The organism is Speluncibacter jeojiensis, from assembly GCF_029589495.1.
GTDB lineage: Bacteria > Actinomycetota > Actinomycetes > Mycobacteriales > Mycobacteriaceae > Speluncibacter > Speluncibacter jeojiensis.
Genome location: NZ_JAAIVF010000002.1, coordinates 1 through 20,663 on the forward strand (window position 1 = coordinate 1; position 20,663 = coordinate 20,663).

The 20,663-nt window shown below is 70.3% G+C and carries 20 protein-coding genes; 6 read left to right on the top strand and 14 right to left on the bottom strand.

Translation table 11 applies throughout. From position 1 onward, the window contains the following. Window positions 1-321: hypothetical protein (locus G4X40_RS07165; RefSeq protein WP_277831336.1), on the top strand; the 321-nt coding region annotated here is incomplete at its 5' end. A 281-nt stretch (window positions 322-602) separates the two neighbouring features. Here the strand turns inward: G4X40_RS07165 and G4X40_RS07170 are convergent. From G4X40_RS07170 to G4X40_RS07195, 6 genes are all read right to left on the bottom strand, one after another. After that, a complete protein-coding gene (locus G4X40_RS07170) occupies window positions 603-1,775 on the bottom strand; it encodes a lipid-transfer protein (RefSeq protein WP_277831338.1) in 1,173 nt (390 codons plus the stop codon). Continuing rightward, the gene (locus G4X40_RS07175) at window positions 1,772-2,236 is read right to left on the bottom strand and encodes a MaoC family dehydratase (RefSeq protein WP_277831339.1); all 465 of its coding nucleotides are present in this window, start codon (window positions 2,234-2,236) and stop codon (window positions 1,772-1,774) included. The genes G4X40_RS07170 and G4X40_RS07175 overlap by 4 nt, the downstream gene beginning before the upstream one ends. Continuing rightward, the gene (locus tag G4X40_RS07180; protein ID WP_277832349.1) at window positions 2,233-3,258 is read right to left on the bottom strand and encodes a bifunctional MaoC family dehydratase N-terminal/OB-fold nucleic acid binding domain-containing protein; all 1,026 of its coding nucleotides are present in this window, start codon (window positions 3,256-3,258) and stop codon (window positions 2,233-2,235) included. The genes G4X40_RS07175 and G4X40_RS07180 overlap by 4 nt, the downstream gene beginning before the upstream one ends. 14 nt (window positions 3,259-3,272) lie before the next feature. After that, window positions 3,273-4,439 carry an acyl-CoA dehydrogenase family protein gene (locus G4X40_RS07185; protein WP_277831341.1) on the bottom strand — a complete coding sequence of 389 codons (1,167 nt, stop codon included), beginning with the start codon at window positions 4,437-4,439 and terminating at the stop codon, window positions 3,273-3,275. Next, window positions 4,424-5,533 (bottom strand): acyl-CoA dehydrogenase family protein, encoded by a 1,110-nt coding sequence (locus G4X40_RS07190; protein WP_277831343.1) that lies wholly within the window; start codon window positions 5,531-5,533, stop codon window positions 4,424-4,426. Before G4X40_RS07190 ends, G4X40_RS07185 begins: the two co-directional genes overlap by 16 nt. A gap of 123 nt (window positions 5,534-5,656) precedes the next feature. Continuing rightward, a complete protein-coding gene (locus tag G4X40_RS07195) occupies window positions 5,657-7,816 on the bottom strand; it encodes an acyl-CoA dehydrogenase (RefSeq protein WP_277831344.1) in 2,160 nt (719 codons plus the stop codon). Between the two features lie 203 nt (window positions 7,817-8,019). Between G4X40_RS07195 and kstR the strand changes: the two genes are divergently transcribed. Both kstR and otsB read left to right on the top strand, forming a co-directional pair. Beyond that, window positions 8,020-8,667 carry a cholesterol catabolism transcriptional regulator KstR gene (gene kstR / locus G4X40_RS07200; protein ID WP_277831349.1) on the top strand — a complete coding sequence of 216 codons (648 nt, stop codon included), beginning with the start codon at window positions 8,020-8,022 and terminating at the stop codon, window positions 8,665-8,667. Window positions 8,668-8,837: 170 nt separating this feature from the next. Continuing rightward, a complete protein-coding gene (gene otsB, locus G4X40_RS07205) occupies window positions 8,838-11,387 on the top strand; it encodes a trehalose-phosphatase (protein WP_277831350.1) in 2,550 nt (849 codons plus the stop codon). 42 nt (window positions 11,388-11,429) lie between these two features. Here otsB and G4X40_RS07210 read toward each other — a convergent pair whose 3' ends face one another. Further along, a complete protein-coding gene (locus tag G4X40_RS07210) occupies window positions 11,430-12,518 on the bottom strand; it encodes a LacI family DNA-binding transcriptional regulator (RefSeq protein WP_277831352.1) in 1,089 nt (362 codons plus the stop codon). A 104-nt stretch (window positions 12,519-12,622) separates the two neighbouring features. Here G4X40_RS07210 and G4X40_RS07215 point away from each other — a divergent pair, with 104 nt between their 5' ends. From G4X40_RS07215 to G4X40_RS07225, 3 genes are read left to right on the top strand one after another with little or no spacing between them, the layout of a single operon-like run. Then, entirely contained in the window at window positions 12,623-13,576 is a 954-nt protein-coding gene (locus tag G4X40_RS07215; RefSeq protein WP_277831354.1) for a metal ABC transporter solute-binding protein, Zn/Mn family, read from the top strand. Further along, entirely contained in the window at window positions 13,573-14,457 is an 885-nt protein-coding gene (locus G4X40_RS07220; RefSeq protein WP_277831356.1) for a metal ABC transporter ATP-binding protein, read from the top strand. The genes G4X40_RS07215 and G4X40_RS07220 overlap by 4 nt, the downstream gene beginning before the upstream one ends. Next, entirely contained in the window at window positions 14,454-15,365 is a 912-nt protein-coding gene (locus G4X40_RS07225) for a metal ABC transporter permease (protein WP_277831358.1), read from the top strand. The genes G4X40_RS07220 and G4X40_RS07225 overlap by 4 nt, the downstream gene beginning before the upstream one ends. An 8-nt stretch (window positions 15,366-15,373) precedes the next feature. On the opposite strand, the gene G4X40_RS07230 is transcribed toward G4X40_RS07225, so the two are convergent. From G4X40_RS07230 to G4X40_RS07260, 7 genes are all read right to left on the bottom strand, one after another. Beyond that, window positions 15,374-15,949: a GtrA family protein gene (locus tag G4X40_RS07230; RefSeq protein ID WP_277831360.1), complete on the bottom strand. Its 576-nt coding sequence runs from the start codon at window positions 15,947-15,949 to the stop codon at window positions 15,374-15,376. A 74-nt stretch (window positions 15,950-16,023) separates the two neighbouring features. Continuing rightward, window positions 16,024-16,266 carry a hypothetical protein gene (locus G4X40_RS07235; protein WP_277831362.1) on the bottom strand — a complete coding sequence of 81 codons (243 nt, stop codon included), beginning with the start codon at window positions 16,264-16,266 and terminating at the stop codon, window positions 16,024-16,026. After that, window positions 16,259-16,864: a hypothetical protein gene (locus G4X40_RS07240; RefSeq protein WP_277831363.1), complete on the bottom strand. Its 606-nt coding sequence runs from the start codon at window positions 16,862-16,864 to the stop codon at window positions 16,259-16,261. Before G4X40_RS07240 ends, G4X40_RS07235 begins: the two co-directional genes overlap by 8 nt. Further along, on the bottom strand, window positions 16,861-17,283 hold the full coding sequence (locus G4X40_RS07245) for a hypothetical protein (RefSeq protein ID WP_277831364.1): 423 nt from the start codon (window positions 17,281-17,283) through the stop codon (window positions 16,861-16,863). Before G4X40_RS07245 ends, G4X40_RS07240 begins: the two co-directional genes overlap by 4 nt. A 35-nt stretch (window positions 17,284-17,318) precedes the next feature. Continuing rightward, window positions 17,319-17,933 (bottom strand): hypothetical protein, encoded by a 615-nt coding sequence (locus tag G4X40_RS07250; RefSeq protein WP_277831366.1) that lies wholly within the window; start codon window positions 17,931-17,933, stop codon window positions 17,319-17,321. Between the two features lie 55 nt (window positions 17,934-17,988). Continuing rightward, window positions 17,989-18,960 carry a porphobilinogen synthase gene (gene hemB, locus G4X40_RS07255; protein ID WP_277831368.1) on the bottom strand — a complete coding sequence of 324 codons (972 nt, stop codon included), beginning with the start codon at window positions 18,958-18,960 and terminating at the stop codon, window positions 17,989-17,991. 71 nt (window positions 18,961-19,031) lie between these two features. Further along, window positions 19,032-20,594 (bottom strand): bifunctional uroporphyrinogen-III C-methyltransferase/uroporphyrinogen-III synthase, encoded by a 1,563-nt coding sequence (locus G4X40_RS07260; protein WP_277831370.1) that lies wholly within the window; start codon window positions 20,592-20,594, stop codon window positions 19,032-19,034. Window positions 20,595-20,663: the final 69 nt, after the last annotated feature.

A 20,663-nucleotide genomic window follows, 5' to 3' on the forward strand; every position in this document is an offset into this window, starting at 1 on the left:
TGTGTTAAGCACGCCGCCAGCGTTCGTCCTGAGCCAGGATCAAACTCTCCGTTGAAGACTCTCGATTGGCCGGCAAAACCGGCAATCAGTCAAAGACATCGAGTCAAATCACTAGCAAAAAAAACTCAAACTAGCAAAAACACTGACCATCCCACACGGGGGTGTGAAACGATCAGCAACACCCACATCCAAACGATGCGGGATGCACCAAAAAAATTTGGCACTGACTTTCATCGGCACACTGTTGAGTTCTCAAAGAACACGCACACACCATCAACACCGAGAAACAATCTCGATCTCTCCGGGGTGCTGCTAGATTAGCGTATCAGACTTTCTTCGTCCAACCTCGTTCCCCGGGGCCTTGCGGGCTCCGGGTCGGTGTCCGTGTCGCTCTGACCTGGATTAAGTTACGCGAATCCGAACGCAATACCAAATCGCCTGGTCAGAGACGGTTTTTCGTTCACTTTGATGTCGCCGGGGACCATCGGTAGGGGCGCGGAGGGGCAGATGTCCGGGTTTGAGCGGTTCGTCGGGCCATCAATGGCAAAAAGAAGGGGCCGTCGCATCAAACGATGCGACGGCCCCTTCCCTGTCTGTGGTTGTCAGCCGGCCAGGACGAGACCCGACGTCGGAACGCCGGTGCCGGCGGTGACGAGCACGTGCTCGGCGCCTGGTACCTGGTTCACCGAGGTGCCGCGGATCTGCCGAACGCCCTCGGCGATGCCGTTCATCCCGTGGATGTAGGCCTCGCCCAGCTGTCCACCATGGGTGTTCAGCGGCAGCTTGCCGCCGACCTCGAGGGCGCCGGGCTCACGGACGAAGTCCTTCGCCTCTCCCCGCCCGCAGAACCCGAGATCCTCGAGCTGCATCAGCACATACGGGGTGAAGTGGTCGTAGAGGACCGCCATGTCCATGTCCTGCGGGCGGAGCCCGGACTGAGCCCAGAGCTGGTTGCCCACGAGACCCATCTCGGGAATGCAGGCGAGGTCGGGACGGTAGTAGCTCATCATCGTGTACTGGTCTCGCGCGCTGCCCTGCGCCGCACCCAGGATGTTCACCGGCTTCTGCTGCAGGTCCTTCGCGCGCTCGGCCGAGGTGATCACGATCGCGATACCGCCATCCGACTCCTGACAGCAGTCGAGCAGGTGCAGCGGGTCGGCGATCATGCGCGAGGCCTGGTGGTCCTCGAGCGTGATCGGCTTGCCGTAGAAGAACGCGTTCGGGTTGGTCGCGGCATGCTTGCGGTCGGCGACGGCGATGCGGCCGAAGTCCTCGCTGGTGGCACCGAACTGGTGCATGTACCGGCGTGCCATCATCGCCACCGACCCGGCCGGCGTGCTCAACCCGTGCGGGTAGGAGAACGCGTAGTCGGTGCCGGATGAGTCCACCCGGGCCGCAAGGCCCGAGTCGACCTGGCCGAACCGCTTGCCGGAACGCTCGTTGAACGCCCGGTAGGCGACCACCACGTCCGCGACACCGGTCGCCACCGCAATGGCGGCCTGCTGCACGGTCGCGCAGGCCGCGCCGCCGCCGTAGTGGATTCGGGTGAAGTACTTCAGCTCCGGGATGTCGAGCGCGCGCGCGACGGCGATCTCGATGTTCGTGTCCATCGTGAACGACACGAGGCCGTCCACATCCGACGGCTGGAGGCCGGCGTCCGCGACGGCTGCCTTCACGGCCTCGGCCGCCAACCTGAGTTCGCTACGCCCGGAATCCTTGCTGAAGTCGGTGGCACCGATGCCGACGATCGCCGCCTGTCCTGACAGTCCGCTCATGCGTCGGCCTCCTTTGCGATCGTCCCGTCCATGACCAGGGTGACCGTGGAGGTGATGTGTTTGCCGAGCGAATCGGTGCCCGTGACGGCGAGCGTCACCAATCCGTCGACGATCGACTCGACGCTGCCTGCCATCGTCAGCGTGTCGTACGCGTACCACGGCACGCCCAGTCGCAGCGAGATCGACCGGATCACGGCCTTCTGCCCAGCCCAGTCGGTCACGTAACGCTGGACCAGGCCGGTGTCGGTGAGGATGTTGACGAACATGTCCTTCGACCCGCGCTGCTGGGCACGGTCACGATCGTGGTGCACGTCCTCGAAGTCGCGCGTGGCAAGCGCCGCGGAGACGATGAACGTGGGCGTGCCCTCGATCGTCAGGGAGGGCAGGGCGTCCCCGACCGCGACGACGGGGGGTTCGGCGGGCGGCACCACAACTGCGGCGCCGGTCGTGCTGTTGCTCATCGCGTCTCCTCGGCATGGTCGGCGGGGCGCCAGGCGTACAGGGTCCACGGGCCCTTGGCCTCGTTGTCCGGATCGGCCGGGAAATCGAGGAAGTCCACGGTGACCGGCTGCCCGATCTCGACGCTGTCGGGGTCGACGCCGCGCAGCTCACCAAGCATCCGCACGCCCTCCTCCAGCTCGACCAGTGCGATGACGAACGGCAGTTGCCGGCCCGGCACCTTCGGGGCGTGGTGGACGATGAAGCTGTACACCGTGCCGCGGCCGCAGGCGACGACATAGTCCGTCGTCTCGTCCTTGGTCTTCCACAGCGCGGGGACCGGCGGATGCTGCAGCGTGCCGTCCTCGAGTTTCTGGAGGCGCAACTCGTGCGCGGCCACGCCGTCCCAGAAGAACTGGGTGTCGCGCGAGGCCTGCGGACGCATGAGCTTGCTGCCGTCGAGGTCGTCGACGGGGGCGCCGCTGGCGGCGCGCGCCTCGGTGAGCTGCGCCGGCTCCGACTTCGTCTCGGCCACAGGCGGGCGGAACTTGAGGATGCGGAATTCCATCTCCGCGACGACCTCGCCGTCGGCGTCCCGCCAGAAGTTGCGGGTGGTGAAGAACCAGCCTTCGCCCAGACCCGTCTTCTTCGGGCCGACGACGTCCTCGAGCACCGACTCGATGGTCACCTCGTCGCCCGGACTCAGGTAGCGGTGGTATGTCTGGTTGCAGTTGGTCGCCACCACCGAGGTGAAGCCCGCCTCGTTGAGCAGGTCGGTCATGCGGCCCAGCGGATCGTCGGCCTCGCGCACCGCGCCGAGCCCGCGCATCGTCCACACCTGCGCCATCGCCGGCGGGGCGACGACGCCGGCGTGACCCGCCGCCTTCGCGGCCGCCTCGTCGACATAGATCGGGTTGCGATCACCGATCGCCTCGACCCAGTTGTTGACCATCGGCTGGTTGATCGGATCGCGGCCGCTGCGGCGCGCACTGCCGCCGTCGTCACGCACACGCTGCGCGGCGTCGAGGATGTCCTGATCGCTCATCTGCTTGTTCCCGGTCACCGGCGCGACACCTTCGGCAGTCCCAGGCCGGCGGTGGAAATGAGGTCACGCATGACCTCGTTGACTCCGCCGCCGAAGGTGATCACGAGGTTGCGCTTGGTCTGCGCGTCCAGCCACCGCAGCAAGTGCCCGGTCTCGGGATCGGCCGGGTCGCCCCAGCGGCCGACGACTTCCTCCGCCAGCCGACCCATCCGCTGGATCTGCTCGGTGGAGAACACCTTGGTGGCCGACGCGTCGGCCATGTCGAGCGCACCGGTCTGCGAGGCGACCTGCCAGTTGAGCAACTCGTTGAGCCGGTAGATCGCACGGATCTCACCGAGCGCGCGCTGCACGTCGGGCTGGGTCAACAGCGGGTTGCCGTCGGGACCGGGGCGCTTGGCCCATTCGCTGACGTGGTCGTAGAGCCCGCCGACCCGGCCGCACGGGCCGAGCATGACGCGCTCGTGGTTGAGCTGGGTGGTGATCAGGCGCCAGCCCTTGTTCTCCTCGCCGACGAGCATCTCGACCGGCACGCGCACGTTCTCGTAGTAGGTGGCGTTGACGTGGTGCGCACCGTCGGCGGTGATCACCGGGGTCCACGAGAAGCCCGGGTCCTTGGTGTCCACGATGAGGATCGAGATTCCGCGGTGGCGGTCCTCGGTGGTGCCGGTGCGCACGGCCAGCCAGATGTAGTCGGCCGCGTGACCACCGGTGGTGAAGTACTTCTGGCCGTTGACGACGTAGTGATCTCCGTCGCGGACGGCGGTGGTACGCAGCGACGCGAGGTCGGTGCCGGCTTCGGGCTCGGTGTAGCCGATCGCGAAGTGCACCTCGCCGGACAGGATCGAGGGCAGGAACTTCTGCTTCTGCTCCTCGGTGCCGTACACCTGCAGGGTCGGGCCGACGGTCTGCAGGGTCACCGACGGCAGCGGCACGTCGGCGCGCACGGCCTCGTTGGTGAAGATCTGCTGTTCGATCTCACCGAAGCCCTTGCCGCCGAACTCCTTCGGCCAGCCCACACCGAGCCAGCCGTCGCGGCCCATCCGCCGGATGACCTCGTGGTACTCGGGGCCGTGCCGGTCGGTGAGCATGGCCTCGGCCTCGTCGGGCGAGATCAGGCCGGCGAAGTAGTCGCGCAGTTCCGCCTGGAGCTTCTTCTGCTCGGGGGTCAGATCGATGAGCATGCTGCCTCCACACCGAGGTCGCGGGCGCTGAGTGCGCCGAGGATGGACAGACGGGAGGACGGGCCGCCGACGAGGCGGACGAGATCCTTGGTCTGCTCGTAGTACAGGTGGGCCGGGTAGGTCACATCGGCACCCATGCCGCCGTGCATGTGGCTGCACTGCTGCATCGACACCGGCAACCGCTCGGCCATCCAGTAGGCGGCCACCGAGGTGTCCTCGGCGGCGTCGAGCCCCTCGGACAGGCGCCAGCAGGCCGACCTGGCGGCCAGCTCGAGCGTGCGGGCGGTGACGTAGGAGTCGGCGAGCTGCTGCGAGACGGCCTGGAAGACCGCGATCGGCTTGCCGAACTGCTCACGGCCGCTCACGTACTTCGCGGTGAGGTCGGTCATCCCGGTGCCCAGCCCCGCCGCCTGCGCGGCGACCGCGGCGAGCGCGATCCGGTAGACCTGCGCGACCGGCACGGCGGTGAGCAGCGCACCCGCGTCGACGCGGACGTTCTCGAGCACCATCGTGTACTCGGGGGCCAGCGAGGCGGTGAACGTGCGGGTCAGCGTGACACCGTCGGCGTCGGGCGCCACCACGGCCACACCCGCGGACGTGGGCACCAACACGAACGCCGCCTGCTCGGCGTACCGGACACCGACCTTGCGACCGCTGACGACGTAGCCGTCACCGTCCGCAGTGGCGGTCGTCGCGGGGGTGGCGGGCAGCGGCGCGCCGGGCTCGCTCAGCGCCGCCGTGAGGATCGCGCCGCCGGGGACGCCGGCGAGGAACCGCTTCGCGTCGCCGCCGAGTGCCAGCAGCGGCAGCACGCCGAAGCCGAGGGTCTCGAGCACCGGAACCTGCGCCGCATGCCGGCCGACCTGGCCCAGCAGCACGCCGATCTCGCCGATCCCCAGGTCGTCGCCGCCGAGCGACTCCGGCAGGGGCAGCGAGAGCACGCCCTCGTCGGCCAGCCGCTTCCACAGCGTGGCGTCCCACACGGGCGCTTTCCTGTCCATGGCCGCGAGCGCCTCGGCGCTCGCCGCCGTCTGCAGCACGGTGGCGGCCACCTCGGCCACCGCCTGCTGCTCACTGCCAAAAGTGAAGTCCACCTGAGAACCGTCCTATCGAGATACGTCGAGCAGTATCAGTATCTGTGCACGTAGTTGGCGTTCATCGCATTGAAACACCGGCTGCGCCGCGGGGCACATCGCACTCCCGCTGTTCGGTAGCGGTCAGCCGCGGGGGAGCCCGAGCAGGTGCTCGGCGGCGACGGTCAGCAGGATCTGCTCGGTGCCGCCGGCGATGCTCAGGCACCGTGTGTTGAGGAACTCGCGCGACAGCGGCCCCTCTACCGCGCCCTCGGCTCCCGCGCAGCCGAGCGCGAACTCGGCCACCGCCTGCCGGTGCCGCACCCCGACGAGCTTGCGCACGCTCGAGGCCGGACCCGGATCCTGGCCGTCGAGCTGACGCAGCGTGGTGCGGTGTTCTAGCAGCGAACCGACCAGCGCCTCCCCGATGAGGAAGCCGATCCGCTCCTCGGTGACCGGATCGGTGCCGCCGCGGCCGGACAACTCGAGCAGCTCCTCCATCGCCTTGCCCAGCGAGGATCCGCCGCTCATCGCCACCCGCTCGTTGGCGAGCGTGGTGCGGGCCAACTTCCAGCCGCCGTTGACCTGCCCGACGACGCACTCGTCGGGGACGAACACGCCGTCGAGGAACACCTCGTTGAACAGGGCGTCGCCGGTGATCTCCCGCAGCGGCGAGATGCGGATGCCCGCGGACTGCATGTCCACGACGAAGTAGGTGATGCCCTTATGCTTCGGCACGTCCTTGTCCGTACGCGCCAGGCAGATCGCCCAGTCCGCCTCACGGGCGAGCGACGTCCACACCTTCTGACCGTTGAGGATCCAACCGCCGTCGACCTTCTCGGCGGTGGTACGCAGCGAGGCGAGGTCGGAACCGGCGCCCGGCTCGGAGAACAGCTGGCACCACACCAGTTCGCCGCGCAGCGTCGGCATGGCGAACCGCTCGATCTGCTCGGCGGTGCCGTGCTCGAGGATGGTCGGCACCGCCCACCAGCCGATCACCAGGTTCGGCGTCTCGAGCTCGGCGTGAACCAGTTCCTCGCCGATGAGGATCTGCTCGGCGGCCTTCGCGGACTTCCCGTACGGCGCGGGCCAGTGCGGGGCCAGGTACCCGGACTCGGCGAACGCCACGCGGCGCTCGGCCTCCGGCAGTGCGGAGATCGCCTCGACCTCGGCCCGCACGGTCTCCCGCTGTGCTTCGAGGTCACCGAGGTCGACGGTGAGGTGCCGGCGCGCTCCGGCGCGGGTCAGCTCGGCGACGCGAGCCCGCCACGCGGCGCCGCCGCCGAGCAGCTGCCGCAGCGAGAGCACCCGGCGCAGATAGAAGTGGGCCTCGTGCTCCCAGGTGAAGCCGATGCCACCGAGGACCTGGATGCAGTCCTTGGCGGTGTCGACGGCGGCATCGAGTGCGACGGACGCGGCGACCGCGGCGGCGATCGGCAGCTCGTCGCCGGACTCGGCGGCGACCGCGGCGTCCCACGCGACCGCGCGGATCTGCTCGGTGCGGCACAGCATCTCGGCGCACAGGTGCTTGATGGCCTGGAAGGAACCGATCGGCTTGCCGAACTGCTCACGGATCTTCGCGTACTCGACCGCAGTGGTCAGGCACCACCCGGCCACCCCGGCCGCCTCGGCGGCGGCGAGCGTCGCCAGCAGGTCGGCGACCAGCCCGTCGCGCAGCCCGGTGAGCACCCGGTCCGGGCTCACCCGTACGTCGGTGAGCTCGACCCGCGCCAGCGGGACACCGAAGTCGACGGACGTCACCTTCTCGACCTGCACCCCCTCGGCCGCGGGGTCCAGGACCACCCAGACCGACCCGTCGGTGTCGGCGATCTCGAGCAGCAGCGCCCCGGCGGAGTCCGCGCCGAGCACCAGCCCGGTGCGGCCGTTCAACGTCCGCGCGCCGTCCGCAGCGGAGTCCGCCTGCACCGGTTCCGGGGCCGACGACACGCCGAAGGTCAGCGCGCCTTCCGCCACCCGCGGACACAACTCCTCGGCCACGCCCCCGCCGGCCGCGGCGAGCGCCAGCCCGGCGACCGCCGTCGGCAGCACCGGACCGGGCGCAAGTTCGGTCGCGGCTTGCTCGAGCATCGCCGCCAGATCGACCACGGTGGCGCCGACGCCGCCGAGATCCTCGGGGAGCGCGACCGCGAACAGTCCGAGTTCGGCCAGCGCGGGCCACAGCGCCCGCCACGCCTGCGCGTCGGTCTCCGCCGCGCGCACCGTCACACTCGGTTCGGCCGAGCGGGCCCACGCCCGGATCGATTCCTGCACCGCGCGCTGTTCGTCGGTGGTCGCAATGGTCACAAGAACTCCTCGGCGGTACGGACAAAAGGCATTCACAACGCCTTAGAACGTGTTCTAATATGGAACCTGGTGCCGCGTCAAGGTCACGGCATCGACCTGGCGCGGGGCCGGGTGAATTGCAACACGTTCACACAAAAATCCCACTCCGGGGGCGGTGCCTGCAACTAGGCTTCCCGGCGCACCCGACAACAAGGACCAACTCGATGACATCGACTCCCCGACCGAAGGCGAGGAACAACGGCGCCACCGCGACGCTCAGCGACGACGAACTGAGTTCGGCCGCGCAGCGCGACCGTCGCAAGCGCATCCTCGACGCCACCCTCGCGCTGGCATCCAAGGGCGGCTACGACGCCGTCCAGATGCGGGCGGTGGCCGAACGGGCCGATGTCGCCGTGGGCACGCTCTACCGGTATTTCCCGTCGAAGGTGCACCTGCTGGTCTCTGCGCTCGCTCGCGAGTTCGAGCGCATCGAGTCCAAGACGGATCGTCGTCTGCCGACGGGCCTGACCGTCAACGAGCGACTCGAGCTGATGCTCAACCAGATCACCCAGACGATGCAGCGCGACCCCCTGCTCACCGAGGCGATGACCCGCGCCTTCATGTTCGCGGACGCGTCCGCGGCCGCCGAGGTCGCCACCGTCGGCACGCTGATCGACCGTATCTTCGCCAAGGCCATCACACCCGACACCGAGCCCACCGAGGACCAGCTCAACGTCGCCCGCGTGATCAGCGACGTGTGGATGTCGAACCTGGTCGCGTGGCTCACCCGCCGGGCCTCGGCCTCCGACGTCGCCAAGCGGCTCGAGCTCACCATCCAACTGCTGCTGGGCGAGAACGCCGACAAGCCCTGACCGCTGCCGGCACCACCGGGTCACCCGACACCGACGACCTCGGTCCGCATCATGACGGCCGCGCGTTGCCCGTAGACTGCGGGTAATGCACGGGCCGCCACGGAAAGCCCCCGTCGACCCTGCGCAGGACGCACACCCGCCGACCAGCGATCCGCAGAGGTTCTGACCACGTGACAGTTCAAGACCTGCCAGTCGAACTCCGAAGGGCCCTGGCGGCCGTCGCCAAGACCCCGAGATTGCTGGTCGCGTCGGACTACGACGGCACCGTCGCGTCCATCGTGTCCAATCCCAGCGACGCGCACCCGCATCCCGAGTCCGTCCGCGCGCTGCGCTCCCTGGCCTCGCTGCCCGGCACCACCGCGGCCGTCATCTCCGGTCGCGCCCTGCGCGATCTGGCGACGCTCTCACGGCTGCCCGCAGAGGTCCATCTCGTCGGCAGTCACGGCTCGGAGTTCGACATCGGCTTCGTGCACGAGATCGACAGCGCCGCCAGGGAACTGCTCGAGCAGATCACCGCCGAACTGGGCGTGATCGCGGACCAGAGCCCGGGCGTGACCATCGAGACCAAGCCCGCGAGTGTCGCGCTGCACGTGCGCAATTCGGGCCAGGAGACCGCCGACGCCGCACTCGACAAGGTCCGCGTCGGCGCCGCGACCTGGCCGGGGGTGCAGGTCACCGAGGGCAAGGCCGTCATCGAACTGGCGGTGGTGAGCACCGACAAGGGCCGGGCGCTCGACATCCTGCGCCACCAGGAGGGCGCCTCGGCCGCCGTCTTCATCGGCGACGACGTGACCGACGAGAAGGCGTTCCGCCGACTGCACGGACCAGACCTGGGCATCAAGGTCGGCGAGGGTCCCTCCCGTGCCGAGTACCGGGTGGACACCCCCGACGACGTCGCCGCGGCACTGGCCTTCCTCGTCGAGGAGCGGCGCACCTGGCTGCTGGGCGCCAGCGCCACACCCATTGAGCGGTTGACGATGCTCGCGAGCCCGAACGCGGTCGCCCTGGTCACCCCGGACGCCACGCTGACCTGGCTGTGCCATCCCGAACCGGACTCGGCGGCGATCTTCGCGCACCTCCTCGGCGGCAACGACGCCGGCCATTTCAGCATCGAACCGCAGCGCACCGGGCTCCCGTTGAGCCAGAAGTATGTCGACGGCACGATGACGGTCGAGACCCGCTGGGCCAGCCTGCTGGTCACCGACTATCTCCCGCACGACGTCGAGTCGGGGCGCACCGACCTCACCCGGGTGGTCAGCGGCAGCGCCAAGGCGATCGCCACGTTCGCCCCGCGTCCGGAGTTCGGTCAGGTGCAGGTGCAACTGCTCCCGGACGACGAGGGCCTGCTGGTCTTCGGCACCAACGACCCCATGGTGCTGCGCTCCCCCGGTGTGCAGTGGGAGATCGTCAGCGACGGCGTCCAGCAGACCGCGCATGCCGTCCTGGATCCGACCGGCGGCCCGATCGTGCTCGAAATGCGGTGCGGCACTGACGACACGGCCCCCTGCGCCCTGCCGGAAGAGGCGCGCCGCGCGGCCTCGGAGAGCCATTGGCGCGACTGGGTCGACGGCCTGACCCTGCCGCCGCTCAAGCCCTCGCTGATGAAGCGGTCGGCGCTGACCCTGCGTGGGCTGGTCCACAACGACACCGGTGCGATCCTTGCCGCCGCGACCACCTCACTGCCCGAGGACATCGGCGGGGTGCGCAACTGGGACTACCGCTACTGCTGGCTGCGCGACGCCGCGCTGACCGCATCCGCGCTGGTGTCCGTCGGTTCGCTCGAGGAGGCCGAGGGCTACCTGACCTGGCTGCACGGGGTGCTCGAGACGCTGCCCGGACCCGAGCGCCTGCACCCGCTGTACACACTCCAGGGCGGCGGCCTGCCGCCCGAGGCCGTGATCGACTCGCTGCCCGGCTATGCGGGGTCGCGGCCGGTGCGCGTCGGCAACGCGGCCAACCAGCAGGTCCAGCTGGACGTGTTCGGTCCGGTCGTCGACCTGGTGTGCTCGCTGTCGCACGCGCGCGAGGAGGCCGGCAGCGCCGACCCGCTGACCGACCAGGACTGGGGCATGGTGCTGGCGATGGCCAGCGCGGTCGAGCAGCGCTGGTCCGAACCGGACAACGGCATCTGGGAGATCCGCGGGGCGCCGCGTCACCACGTGTACTCCAAGGTGATGTGCTGGCTGACGGTCGACCGCGCGATCACGCTGGCCACGAAGTTCGGCCGCGAGGTCGAGCCGGGGTGGTCGGCGCTGCGCGACGAGATCGCCGCCGAGGTGCTCGAGCGGGGCTGGAGCGAAGAGGCGCACTCGTTCACCGCCGCGTACGACGGCGTCGACCTGGACGCGGCGACGCTGCACATCGGGCTGTCCGGACTGATCGACCCCGCCGACGAACGGTTCGCCGCCACGGTCACCGCGACCGAGGCGGTGCTGCGCAGCGGGTCGACCGTGTACCGCTATCACCACGACGACGGGCTGCCCGGCGGCGAGGGCGGGTTCCACCTGTGCGCCGCGTGGTTGGTCGAGGCCTACCTGCTGACCGGCCAACGCTCTCAGGCCGACGCGCTGTTCGACCAGCTCGTGCACGCCGCGGGACCGACCGGGCTACTCGCCGAGGAGTACGACCCGGTGGCCGAGCGCTCGCTCGGCAACCACCCGCAGGCGTACAGCCACCTGGGCCTGCTGCGCTGCGCACAGCTGCTGTCGGCGGCGGGCTGAAAGCTCTCGGTCCGCGCCGGTCCGGGCACGGGACCGATCTGGTCAGGACGGCGCCGGGCCCGTGGTCCGGCCGACCAGCAGTTCGGTGTCGAGAATCTCGGTGACCGGCCCGTCGTCGCCCGGCGAGAGCAGCAGCGCACCGGCGCGCCGGCCCTTCAGTTCCGCTGATTGCCGCACCGTCGTCAACCCCTCACGCAGCGCGCGTTCGACGCCGTCGAACCCGGTCACGCTCAGTCGCCCCGGGACGTCCAGTCCGGCGGACTTCGCATGCTCGCAGGCGCCCAGGGCGAGCACGTCGGTCGTGCAGATCAGCGCGGTGATCCGCGGATCGACCGCGAGCGCCTCCGCGGCGGCGGAGGCCCCGGACTGCACCAGGTGGTCGAAGCGTTCGACGACGGTCAGCGCCGACGGATCGAGCCCGGCCGCGGCCATCGCGTCGGACACCCCGGCGATCCGCTCGCTCTGCACGTGGAAGTGCGGCGACCGCAGCCGTTCCGGCGCGACCACACCGTCGGCGCGGGCGCGGCCGAGTCGCATGCACAGGACCCCGATGTACCGGTGGCCCAGGCCGATGACGTGCTCGGCCACCCGGCGCATCGCCCCGCGGTCGTCGATCCCCACCCGCGAGGCGCCGGGCACCTCCAGCGGCTGGTCGCACACCACCATCGGCAGGTTGCGGTCGAACACGGCCCGGAAGTACGGGTCGTCGTCGGCGACCGAATAGACCACGAACCCGTCCACCCCGGCCTGCTGGACCACCGCGGCGGCCTCGGCCACATCGCGCCCCGGGCCGGCCGGCACCATCAGCAGCCCCTGCCCGGCGTCGTCGCAGGACTCGGCGAGACCGGCGAGGAAGTCGACCGCGGCGGGGTCCCGGAACGAGTAGTTGAGCGCCTCGGTGAGCAACAGCCCCACCGCGCCGGCCTTGCGGGTGCGCAGCGAACGGGCAACCGGATCCGGACCGGGGTACCCCATGCGCTTCGCGGTCGCCAGCACACGCGCGCGCAGTTCCGGCGAGAGCTGATCCGGACGGTTGTAGGCATTGGAAACGGTCGTGCGCGAGACCTTCAACTCGGCGGCCAGCGACGCGAGCGTCGCATTGCGGCGGCGAGGATGGCGTGAGCGCGACATAACCCGGACCGTAGTCGGTGCCGCGGCGGCAGCCCACAGCGAGGTCGGATGCTACTCTGCTAATGACAATCGTTTCTATTATCTGATCGCCGAGGAGCCGCGCCGTGCCGACCTTCCCCCGTCGTCGACGGGCGCTCCGACGGCGCCGCGGCGCACTGATCGCCGCCACCCTCACCGCCGGGGCGTTGACGCTCGCCGCGTGCACTTCGCCGGGAACTTCGTCCGGTCACGACGGCCGACCGCAGGTGGTTGCGTCGACCAACGTGTGGGGCGGCATCGCGAAGACCATCGGCGGCGACGCGGTGGACGTCACCACGCTGATCGGCGACCCCGGCACGGACCCCCACGACTACCAGACCACCCCGTCGGACGCGGCCAAGGTCGCCAAGGCCGACCTGGTCATCTACAACGGCGGCGGCTACGACAAGTTCGCCTCGGACATCGTCGAGTCCGTCGGCAGCGGCAAGCGCACGGTCGACGCCTACGCGCTGCCGGTGACCGGCGCGTTGGGCAGCACCCGCACGCAGTCCGACCCGAACGAGCACGTCTGGTACGACCCGGCCACCGTCGACGCCGTCGCCCGCACCATCGCCGACGACCTCGCCGCGATCGACCCGGCCGGCGCCGCGACCTTCCACGCCAACGCCGACGCGCTGCGCGGCCGGTTGCAGTCGGTGGCAGACCTCGCCGCACGCATCGACGAGCAGCGGCGCGGCACCAAGGTGATCGAGACCGAACCGGTGCTGCACTATCTGCTCGCGCAGTCGGGCCTGGTCGACATCGCCCCGCAGGAGTTCACCGAGGCGGTCGAGCAGGGCACCGACCCCTCCCCCGCCGCGGTCGCCGAGATCGGCCGCCTGCTCGGGTCGAAGCAGGCGTCTGCGCTGGTCTACAACACGCAGACCCAGGATCCGACCACGAAGGCGGTCCTGCAGCGGGCGCACGACGCCTCGATCCCGGTCGTCGACGTGACCGAGTCGATGCCCGCCGACGTCGACTACACGCAGTGGGTGACCGGCGAACTGACCGCACTCGGCAAGGCCGTCGGCGCGCTGTGACGGACCGTACGCCCGCCGTCCCGGCCGGCCCCGCGATCGCGCTGGCCGACGCGACCCTGTCGTACGGGCCGCGCACCCTGTGGTCCGGCCTGACGGTGAACGTGCGCCCCGGCGAGTTCCTCGCGGTGCTCGGCCCCAACGGCGCCGGCAAGACCAGCCTGCTCAAGGTCCTGCTCGGCGTGCAGTCGCTGTCCTCGGGCACCGTGACGGTCGCCGGCTCGCCCGCGCGCACCGGCAACCCGAGGGTCGGCTACATCCCACAGCAGAAGACCCTCGAGGCCGGGATCACGATGCGCGGTCGCGATCTGGTCGGCCTCGGGGTCGACGGGCACCGCTGGGGGCCGGGGCTCGCCGGCCGGCGCCGCCGCCGCGCGGCGGTGGATGCGGCAGTCAAAGCGGTCGGCGCCGAACGCTATGCCGACGCCCCTGTCGGCCTGCTCTCCGGCGGCGAGCAGCAACGCCTGCGAGTGGCGCAGGCCCTCGCCGGCGACCCCGCGGTGCTGCTCTGTGACGAGCCGCTGCTGAGCCTGGACATGGCCAATCAGCAGCGGGTCGCCCGGCTGATCGACGAGCGCCGCCGGTCCGCCGACACCGCCGTCCTGTTCGTCACCCACGAGATCAACCCGATCCTGCCCATGGTCGACCGGGTGCTGTACCTGGTCGACGGTCGGTTCCGGATCGGCACACCCGACGAGGTGATGACCTCCGAGGTGCTTTCCGAGTTGTACCGGACCGAGGTCGACGTGCTGCGGGTGCGTGGGCGTCTGGTCGTCGTCGGGTCCGGCGACGGCATCGACGAGGCCCGCACCGCCGAGGTCGACGAAGCCGCCTGCGCCGGTCACGACATCGGCCACACCCACGATCATGAGGTCTCCCGGTGAACGACAAACTCGAACAGCTGTGGACCCAGTTGCTGGACTTCCACACGACCGGCGAACTGCTACAGCTCGGCTTCGTGCAGAACGCGCTGATCGCCGCCGCCGTGATCGGACTGGTCGCCGGCGCCACCGGCCCGCTGATCGTCAGCCGGCAGATGTCGTTCGCCGTGCACGGGACCAGCGAGTTGTCGATGGCCGGCGCGTCGTTCGGCCTGCTGTTCGGCATCAGCGTCGGCATCGGCGCGATCGGCGGCGCCGTGGTGGCCGCGATCATGTTCGGTCTGCTGGGCACCCGCGCCCGCGAACGCGACTCGGTGATCGGCGCGGTGCTCTCGTTCGGGCTCGGCCTGTCGGTGCTGTTCATCTGGCTCAACCCCGAGCGCACCACCAACAAGTTCTCGCTGCTGGTCGGCCAGGTGGTCAGCGTGGACTCGGCGGGGCTGTCGCTGCTGATCTGGACGTCCGTCATCGTGCTGGCGGTGCTGCTGGTGATCTACCGGCCGCTGCTGTTCTCCAGCGTCGACCCCGACGTCGCAGCCGCGCGCGGCGTGCCCGTGCGGGCACTGTCGATGATCTTCGCGGTCCTCGTCGGCGTCACCGCGGCCATGGGGGTCCAGATCGTCGGGGCGCTGTTGGTGCTGTCGCTGCTGATCACCCCGGCCGCCGCCGCCGCGCACGTGACCGCCAGTCCGCTGCGCGCCACGGTGCTCTCGGTCGTGTTCGCCGAGGTCGCGGTCGTGGGCGGGATCGTGGTGTCGCTGGCGCCCGGCGTGCCGGTGTCGGTGTTCGTCACCACGATCTCGTTCGCGATCTACCTGATCTGCCGGGGCGTGGGACGGATCGTCGCGCGGCGGGCCGGTCGCCGGGTGCCGGAGACCGCGGCGGAGGACGGGTCGCTCACCACCGTCTGACCGCGCGGCTACGGCTTTAGCCGCTCCTGATCGGGGCCCAGGGTCGTCTCCTCGTGCAGCAGCACCCGCTCGACGTCGACGATCTCGCGGCGCAGCTCCTCCATCTGCTCGGGGAAGACGAAGCGGCGGAACGCCCACCATCGGAAGACGGTCGCGAGCAGGGTTCCGAGGATCATGCCGCTGATGAAGTCGGCGATGTTCTCGGTGGTGAGGGAGACGTCGGGGGTGCGCAGGTCGAAGACGTAGCTGGAGATCCACAGCGGGATCTGGTTGATCGCCAGGCCGATGCCGGAGATCAGGAAGAACAGCAGCGCCTCGTGGGTGCTCTCACGTCCGCCGCGTTCCTGGAAGGCCCACTCACGGTTGAGCACATACGACAGGATCGTCGCGACCAGGACGGCGATGACGTTCGCGGTGACCGGCTTCGTCGACAGGATCGTCAGCTTCAGCACGTAGAACAGCACCGTGGTGACGACAAACGTCGTCCCACCGACCATCAGGAACTTGATCAGTTCGGTGTACTTGGTGGCGAAGGCGCGCACCGGCTGTGGAACGCGTTCCATGAGCCCATCGACGAATGACATCGCGGACATCCTATCGCCGCACGCAAGCGGAACCTGCGACAAGGTGTCGCAACACACCCCCGGATCCACCGGGATCAGGTGCGCGCGGCGCCTTCCCGCCGCCGCCGGACGACGTCGACGACAAGCAGTCCCGCCGCCGCGAACAGTACGCACGCGGTGGTCAACCACGACCCGTCATAGGTCTTCAGGTGCACGTCGGATAGCCCGGGAACCACCGCCACGACCGAACCGACACCCAACGTCCAGCACCACACCGAGAGACCGAGCAGCACCACCGCGGCGACCGCCTCGGCCACCGGTCCGAATCGTCTAGCCATGATCGTCGTTCCTCCCTGTTTCGCCGGCGTCGTCCCGGCCGCCGGCGGCCCCTTGCTGTGGACGTCGCCGGGGGTGTGCGCGGTACCAGGCCACCAGCGCCTCGGTCAGCGACGTGCGCAGAAGCTCGTCGTCCTTGGCCCAGGCCTGCACCAGCGTGCCGTTGCGCAGCTGCAGACCGATTCCGGTCCGGCGCCGCGGAACCCCGGGCAGTTCGCCGAGCGCTCGGGCGGACTCCCAGGGCTCTCGCGGGTCGTCGTTCGCGCGGTCGTCGGGCGGCGCGTCGAAGATCCGCACGATCTGGTGCAGCGGTGTCGTCTCGGTGCCCTGACGCAATGTCGCCCGCGTCAACTCCACACTCGCGTGCATCCGGGCGGCACGGATCGGCAGCGGGGTGAACACCAGGATGATCAGGGCCGCCGCGAGCCACACGACCACGTGGACGCCGCCGCCGATGATCAGGTCGATCAGGAAGCCAGCGAGTCCGAACAGCGGACCGAACCACAGCCCGCGCCGGCGCGCGCCGGGCTCGGAGAACAGCACGTCGGCGGCGGCCTCCGATGGCTGCGGCGCAGTGGGTTCGGGGCGGGCGGCGGTCACGGTCGAAACCATATGTTCGCCGACGACCGGTACGCCAGCACCGCCGCGATCAGCAGCAGCACCGGGACCGGCAGCAGCACCGCGGTCGTCAGCCCGGTCGCGACCTGCACCAGCAGCAGCACCGCCACGACCACCGACCAGCCGACGAGCACCGGACGCAGTCGCGCGTGTCCGGCGCGGACCGGCCCGGCCAGCAGCCCGACCACCACCGCGGCGAACAGCCAGACGCCCCCGCTCACCCGCAACAGTGTCACCAGCGCGTCGACGTGTCCGGCATCGGCGGAGGCGAAGCGCTCGCGCACCGCGTCGGAGGAGGTGGTCAGCGACAGCAACGCCAGCACGATCAACAGACCCGCGGCAAGCATCCACAGCCAGTACGCCGCCTCGACCACGCGCGGTCGGGCCGCCGGGTCGGGCACCGGACGCTCCGACGGCGGTTCCCGACGGTCGGTGCTCACGCGGGGCCGGGCGGGACGAAGTAGGAATTGGCGTCCTTGCGGTACAGCAGCACGACCGCGCCGGCCGCGGCGACACCCTGCAGGATGGTGGCGACCTGCAGCACCACGCCGGCCACGCCCGCGTCCGGGCCGCCGCCGAAGATCGACCGGATACCGAACACGATGAGCATCGCCCCGACCGCGCACAGCAGCACCCGCGCCCAGTTGCGGCCCGCCCGCATGAGGAAGGCCAACCCGACCAACGCGGCGACCAGCAGTCCGGAGATGACGGCGAACAAGCCGACCGACAGGTGAAAGTAGAACACCGCGTCGGCGTGGTCGACCGCCGCGCCGGGATCGCGTCGGCGCAGTTCCCGCAGCAGCGTGTCGGCGGAGCGGTCGGTGTCGGCGAGCAGCACGAAGACCTGGGCGACGATGCTGGCCACGCTCAGCGCGGCCACCACCAGCCACAGCTCGAACGAGGTGCGCACGTCGACCGGTCGGGGCGGGCGCGGCGGGCGCGCGGGCGGGCCGTACCCGTACGGGTTCGGATACGGGTGGGGACCGGGCTGGTCGTGGAGGCCCGGCCCGGTCGGCGGCGTCACTGGGGTCTGGTTCCCCGGTTCGGTCATGCCACCACCGTAGAGGTCCGGCCCAGGGCTGCCGAGCGCCGACGGAACGTCCGGCTCAGCGCAGCCACCCGGCGGCCTCGGTGGCCCAGTAGGTGAGCACGATGTCCGCCCCGGCGCGCCGGATCGCGGTCAGCGATTCGAGCACCGCACGGTCGCGATCGATCCAGTCGCGCTGGGCGGCGGCGGAGATCATCGCGTATTCGCCGGAGACCTGATAGGCGGCGACCGGCACGTCCGAACGGTCCGCGACCTCCCGCAGCACGTCGAGGTAGAGCATCGCGGGCTTGACCATCACCATGTCGGCGCCCTCGGCCAGGTCCAGGTCGACCTCGCGCAGCGATTCGCGGCGGTTGGCGGGGTCCTGCTGATAGGTCTTGCGATCGCCGACGAGGGTCGATCCGACCGCTTCGCGGAACGGGCCGTACAGCGCGGAGGCGTACTTGGCGGCGTAGGCGAGGATCGCGGTGTCGGTGCGGCCCGCGGCGTCGAGCCCGGACCGGATCGCGGCGACCTGGCCGTCCATCATCCCGCTGGGGCCGAGTACATGTGCCCCGGCCTCGGCCTGGGCGAGCGCCATCGACACATAGCGGTCGAGGGTCGCGTCGTTGTCGACCGAACCGTCGGCGGCGAGCACGCCGCAGTGCCCGTGGTCGGTGAACTCGTCGAGGCAGGTGTCGGCCATCAGCACGGTGTCGTCGCCGAGTTCCTCACGCAGCGTGCGCAGGCCCAGGTTGAGGATCCCATCCGGGTCGTCGGCGCCGGTGCCGGTGGCGTCACGCCGGCTCGGCACCCCGAACAGCATGAGTCCGCCGACGCCGGCCGCCGCCGCCTCGACCGCCGCCGCGCGGAGCGTGTCCGGGGTGTGCTGCACGACGCCGGGAAGCGACTCGATCGGCCGCGGCTCGGTGATGCCGTCGGCGACGAACATCGGCAGCACGAGGTGCCGCGGCTCGATGGCGGTCTCGGCGATGAGGCGGCGCATCGCCGGGGTAGTGCGCAGTCGGCGCGGTCGGTGGGCCGGGTACACGGCGTGCCCTCCTTCGTCGGGCCGTGCGTGAGTTGCGGGGCCGGGCCCCTGCAACTCACGCACAGGGCGGGTCAGCGCCTACGGGACTTCTTGCGCGGCGGCGGCAGCAGCCCCTCCGCACGCAGGTGCGCGGCGTGCTCGGCGAGCGCGTCGACCAGCGGGCCGATCTGCGCCGTCTCCGGCTGCACGTCGACGCGCAGACCGAACTCGACGGCGGTCTCGGCGGTCTTCGGCCCGATGCAGGCGACGATGGTGCGCGCGTGCGGCTTGCCCGCGATGCCGACCAGGTTCCGGACCGTGGACGACGAGGTGAAGCACACCGCGTCGAAACCGCCGGTCTTGATCATCTCGCGGGTCTCGGCCGGCGGCGGCGCCGCCCGGACCGTGCGGTACGCGGTGACGTCGTCGATCTCCCAGCCCCGCTCACGCAGGCCCTCGGCCAGCGTCTCGGTGGCGATGTCGGCGCGCGGCAGCAGCACCCGATTGACCGGATCGAAGACGTCGTCGAACGGCGCGAATTCGGCCAGCAGGCCCTCGCTGGACTGCTCGCCGCGGGGCACCAGTTCCGGGTTGATGCCGAACGAGCGCACCTTGTCCGCGGTGGCCTCGCCGACACAGGCGATCTTCACGCCCGAGAAGGCGCGCGCGTCCAGGCCGAACTCCTCGAACTTCTCCCACACCGCGCGGACCGAGTTGGTGGAGGTGAACACCACCCACTGGTAGCGACCATCGACCAGGCCCTTGACCGCGCGCTCCATCTGCGCGGGACTGCGCGGCGGCTCGACCGCGATGGTCGGCACCTCCATCGGGATGGCCCCGTGCGTGACCAGCCGCTCGCTCATGTCGCCGGCCTGGTCCTTCGTGCGCGGCACCAGCACGGTCCAGCCGTACAGGGCGCGCGACTCCCACCAGGACATCTTGTGACGCTGGGTGACGACCTTGCCGACGGTGACGATGAGCGGGCCGACCAGTTCGGAACCGGCGTCGTTGAGCGTCGCGAGCGTGGCCTCGACGGTGCGCTGCTGACGGGTGGTCCCGCGCACGGTGATCGCGGCGGGGGTCTGCGGTGCCAGGCCGTGCTCGACCAACGCGCTCGCCGTCTCCGCGAGGTGCGCCGCGCCGGCGTGCAGGACCAGCGGCCCGGGCGCGGCGGCCAGCGCCGCCCAGTCCACCTCGCCGCGCACGTCCGCCTCGGTGTGCTCCGAGCCGAGCGGCATCCCCGCGTAGGCCGGGACCGCAGTGCCGGACGGCAGCCCGGGCACCGTCTCGAAGTGCACCTGGGTGCGGGCCACCGCGCTCACCTCGGCGATCACCGAGTCTGTGGTCAGCGGGTCACCGGACACCAGCCGCACGACATCGTGGCCGTGCTTCGCCTCCGCCACAAGGGTTTTCGCAACCTCTGCGGGCTCACCGAGGGCCGGACGGACCTCGGCCGGGTTGGCCCCGGTCTCCGGATCGTGCTCGAGTGCGGTGCCGATCAGCGCCAGCACCCCGTGGTCGACATCCGGATCGGTGAAGGCGAGGGTGGCGCCGGCCAGCACGTCGCGTGCGCGCATGGTGAGCAGGGCCGGGTCCCCGGGACCGGATCCGACGAACAGGATCCGCCCGGGACTGGTCTTGCGTGCTCGGCTCATCGGTGAATCTCCAGTGAAGTGGCTGTTATCGGTGAATTTTCGTTCTGCAGCAAGGGATTTCCCGCCTGA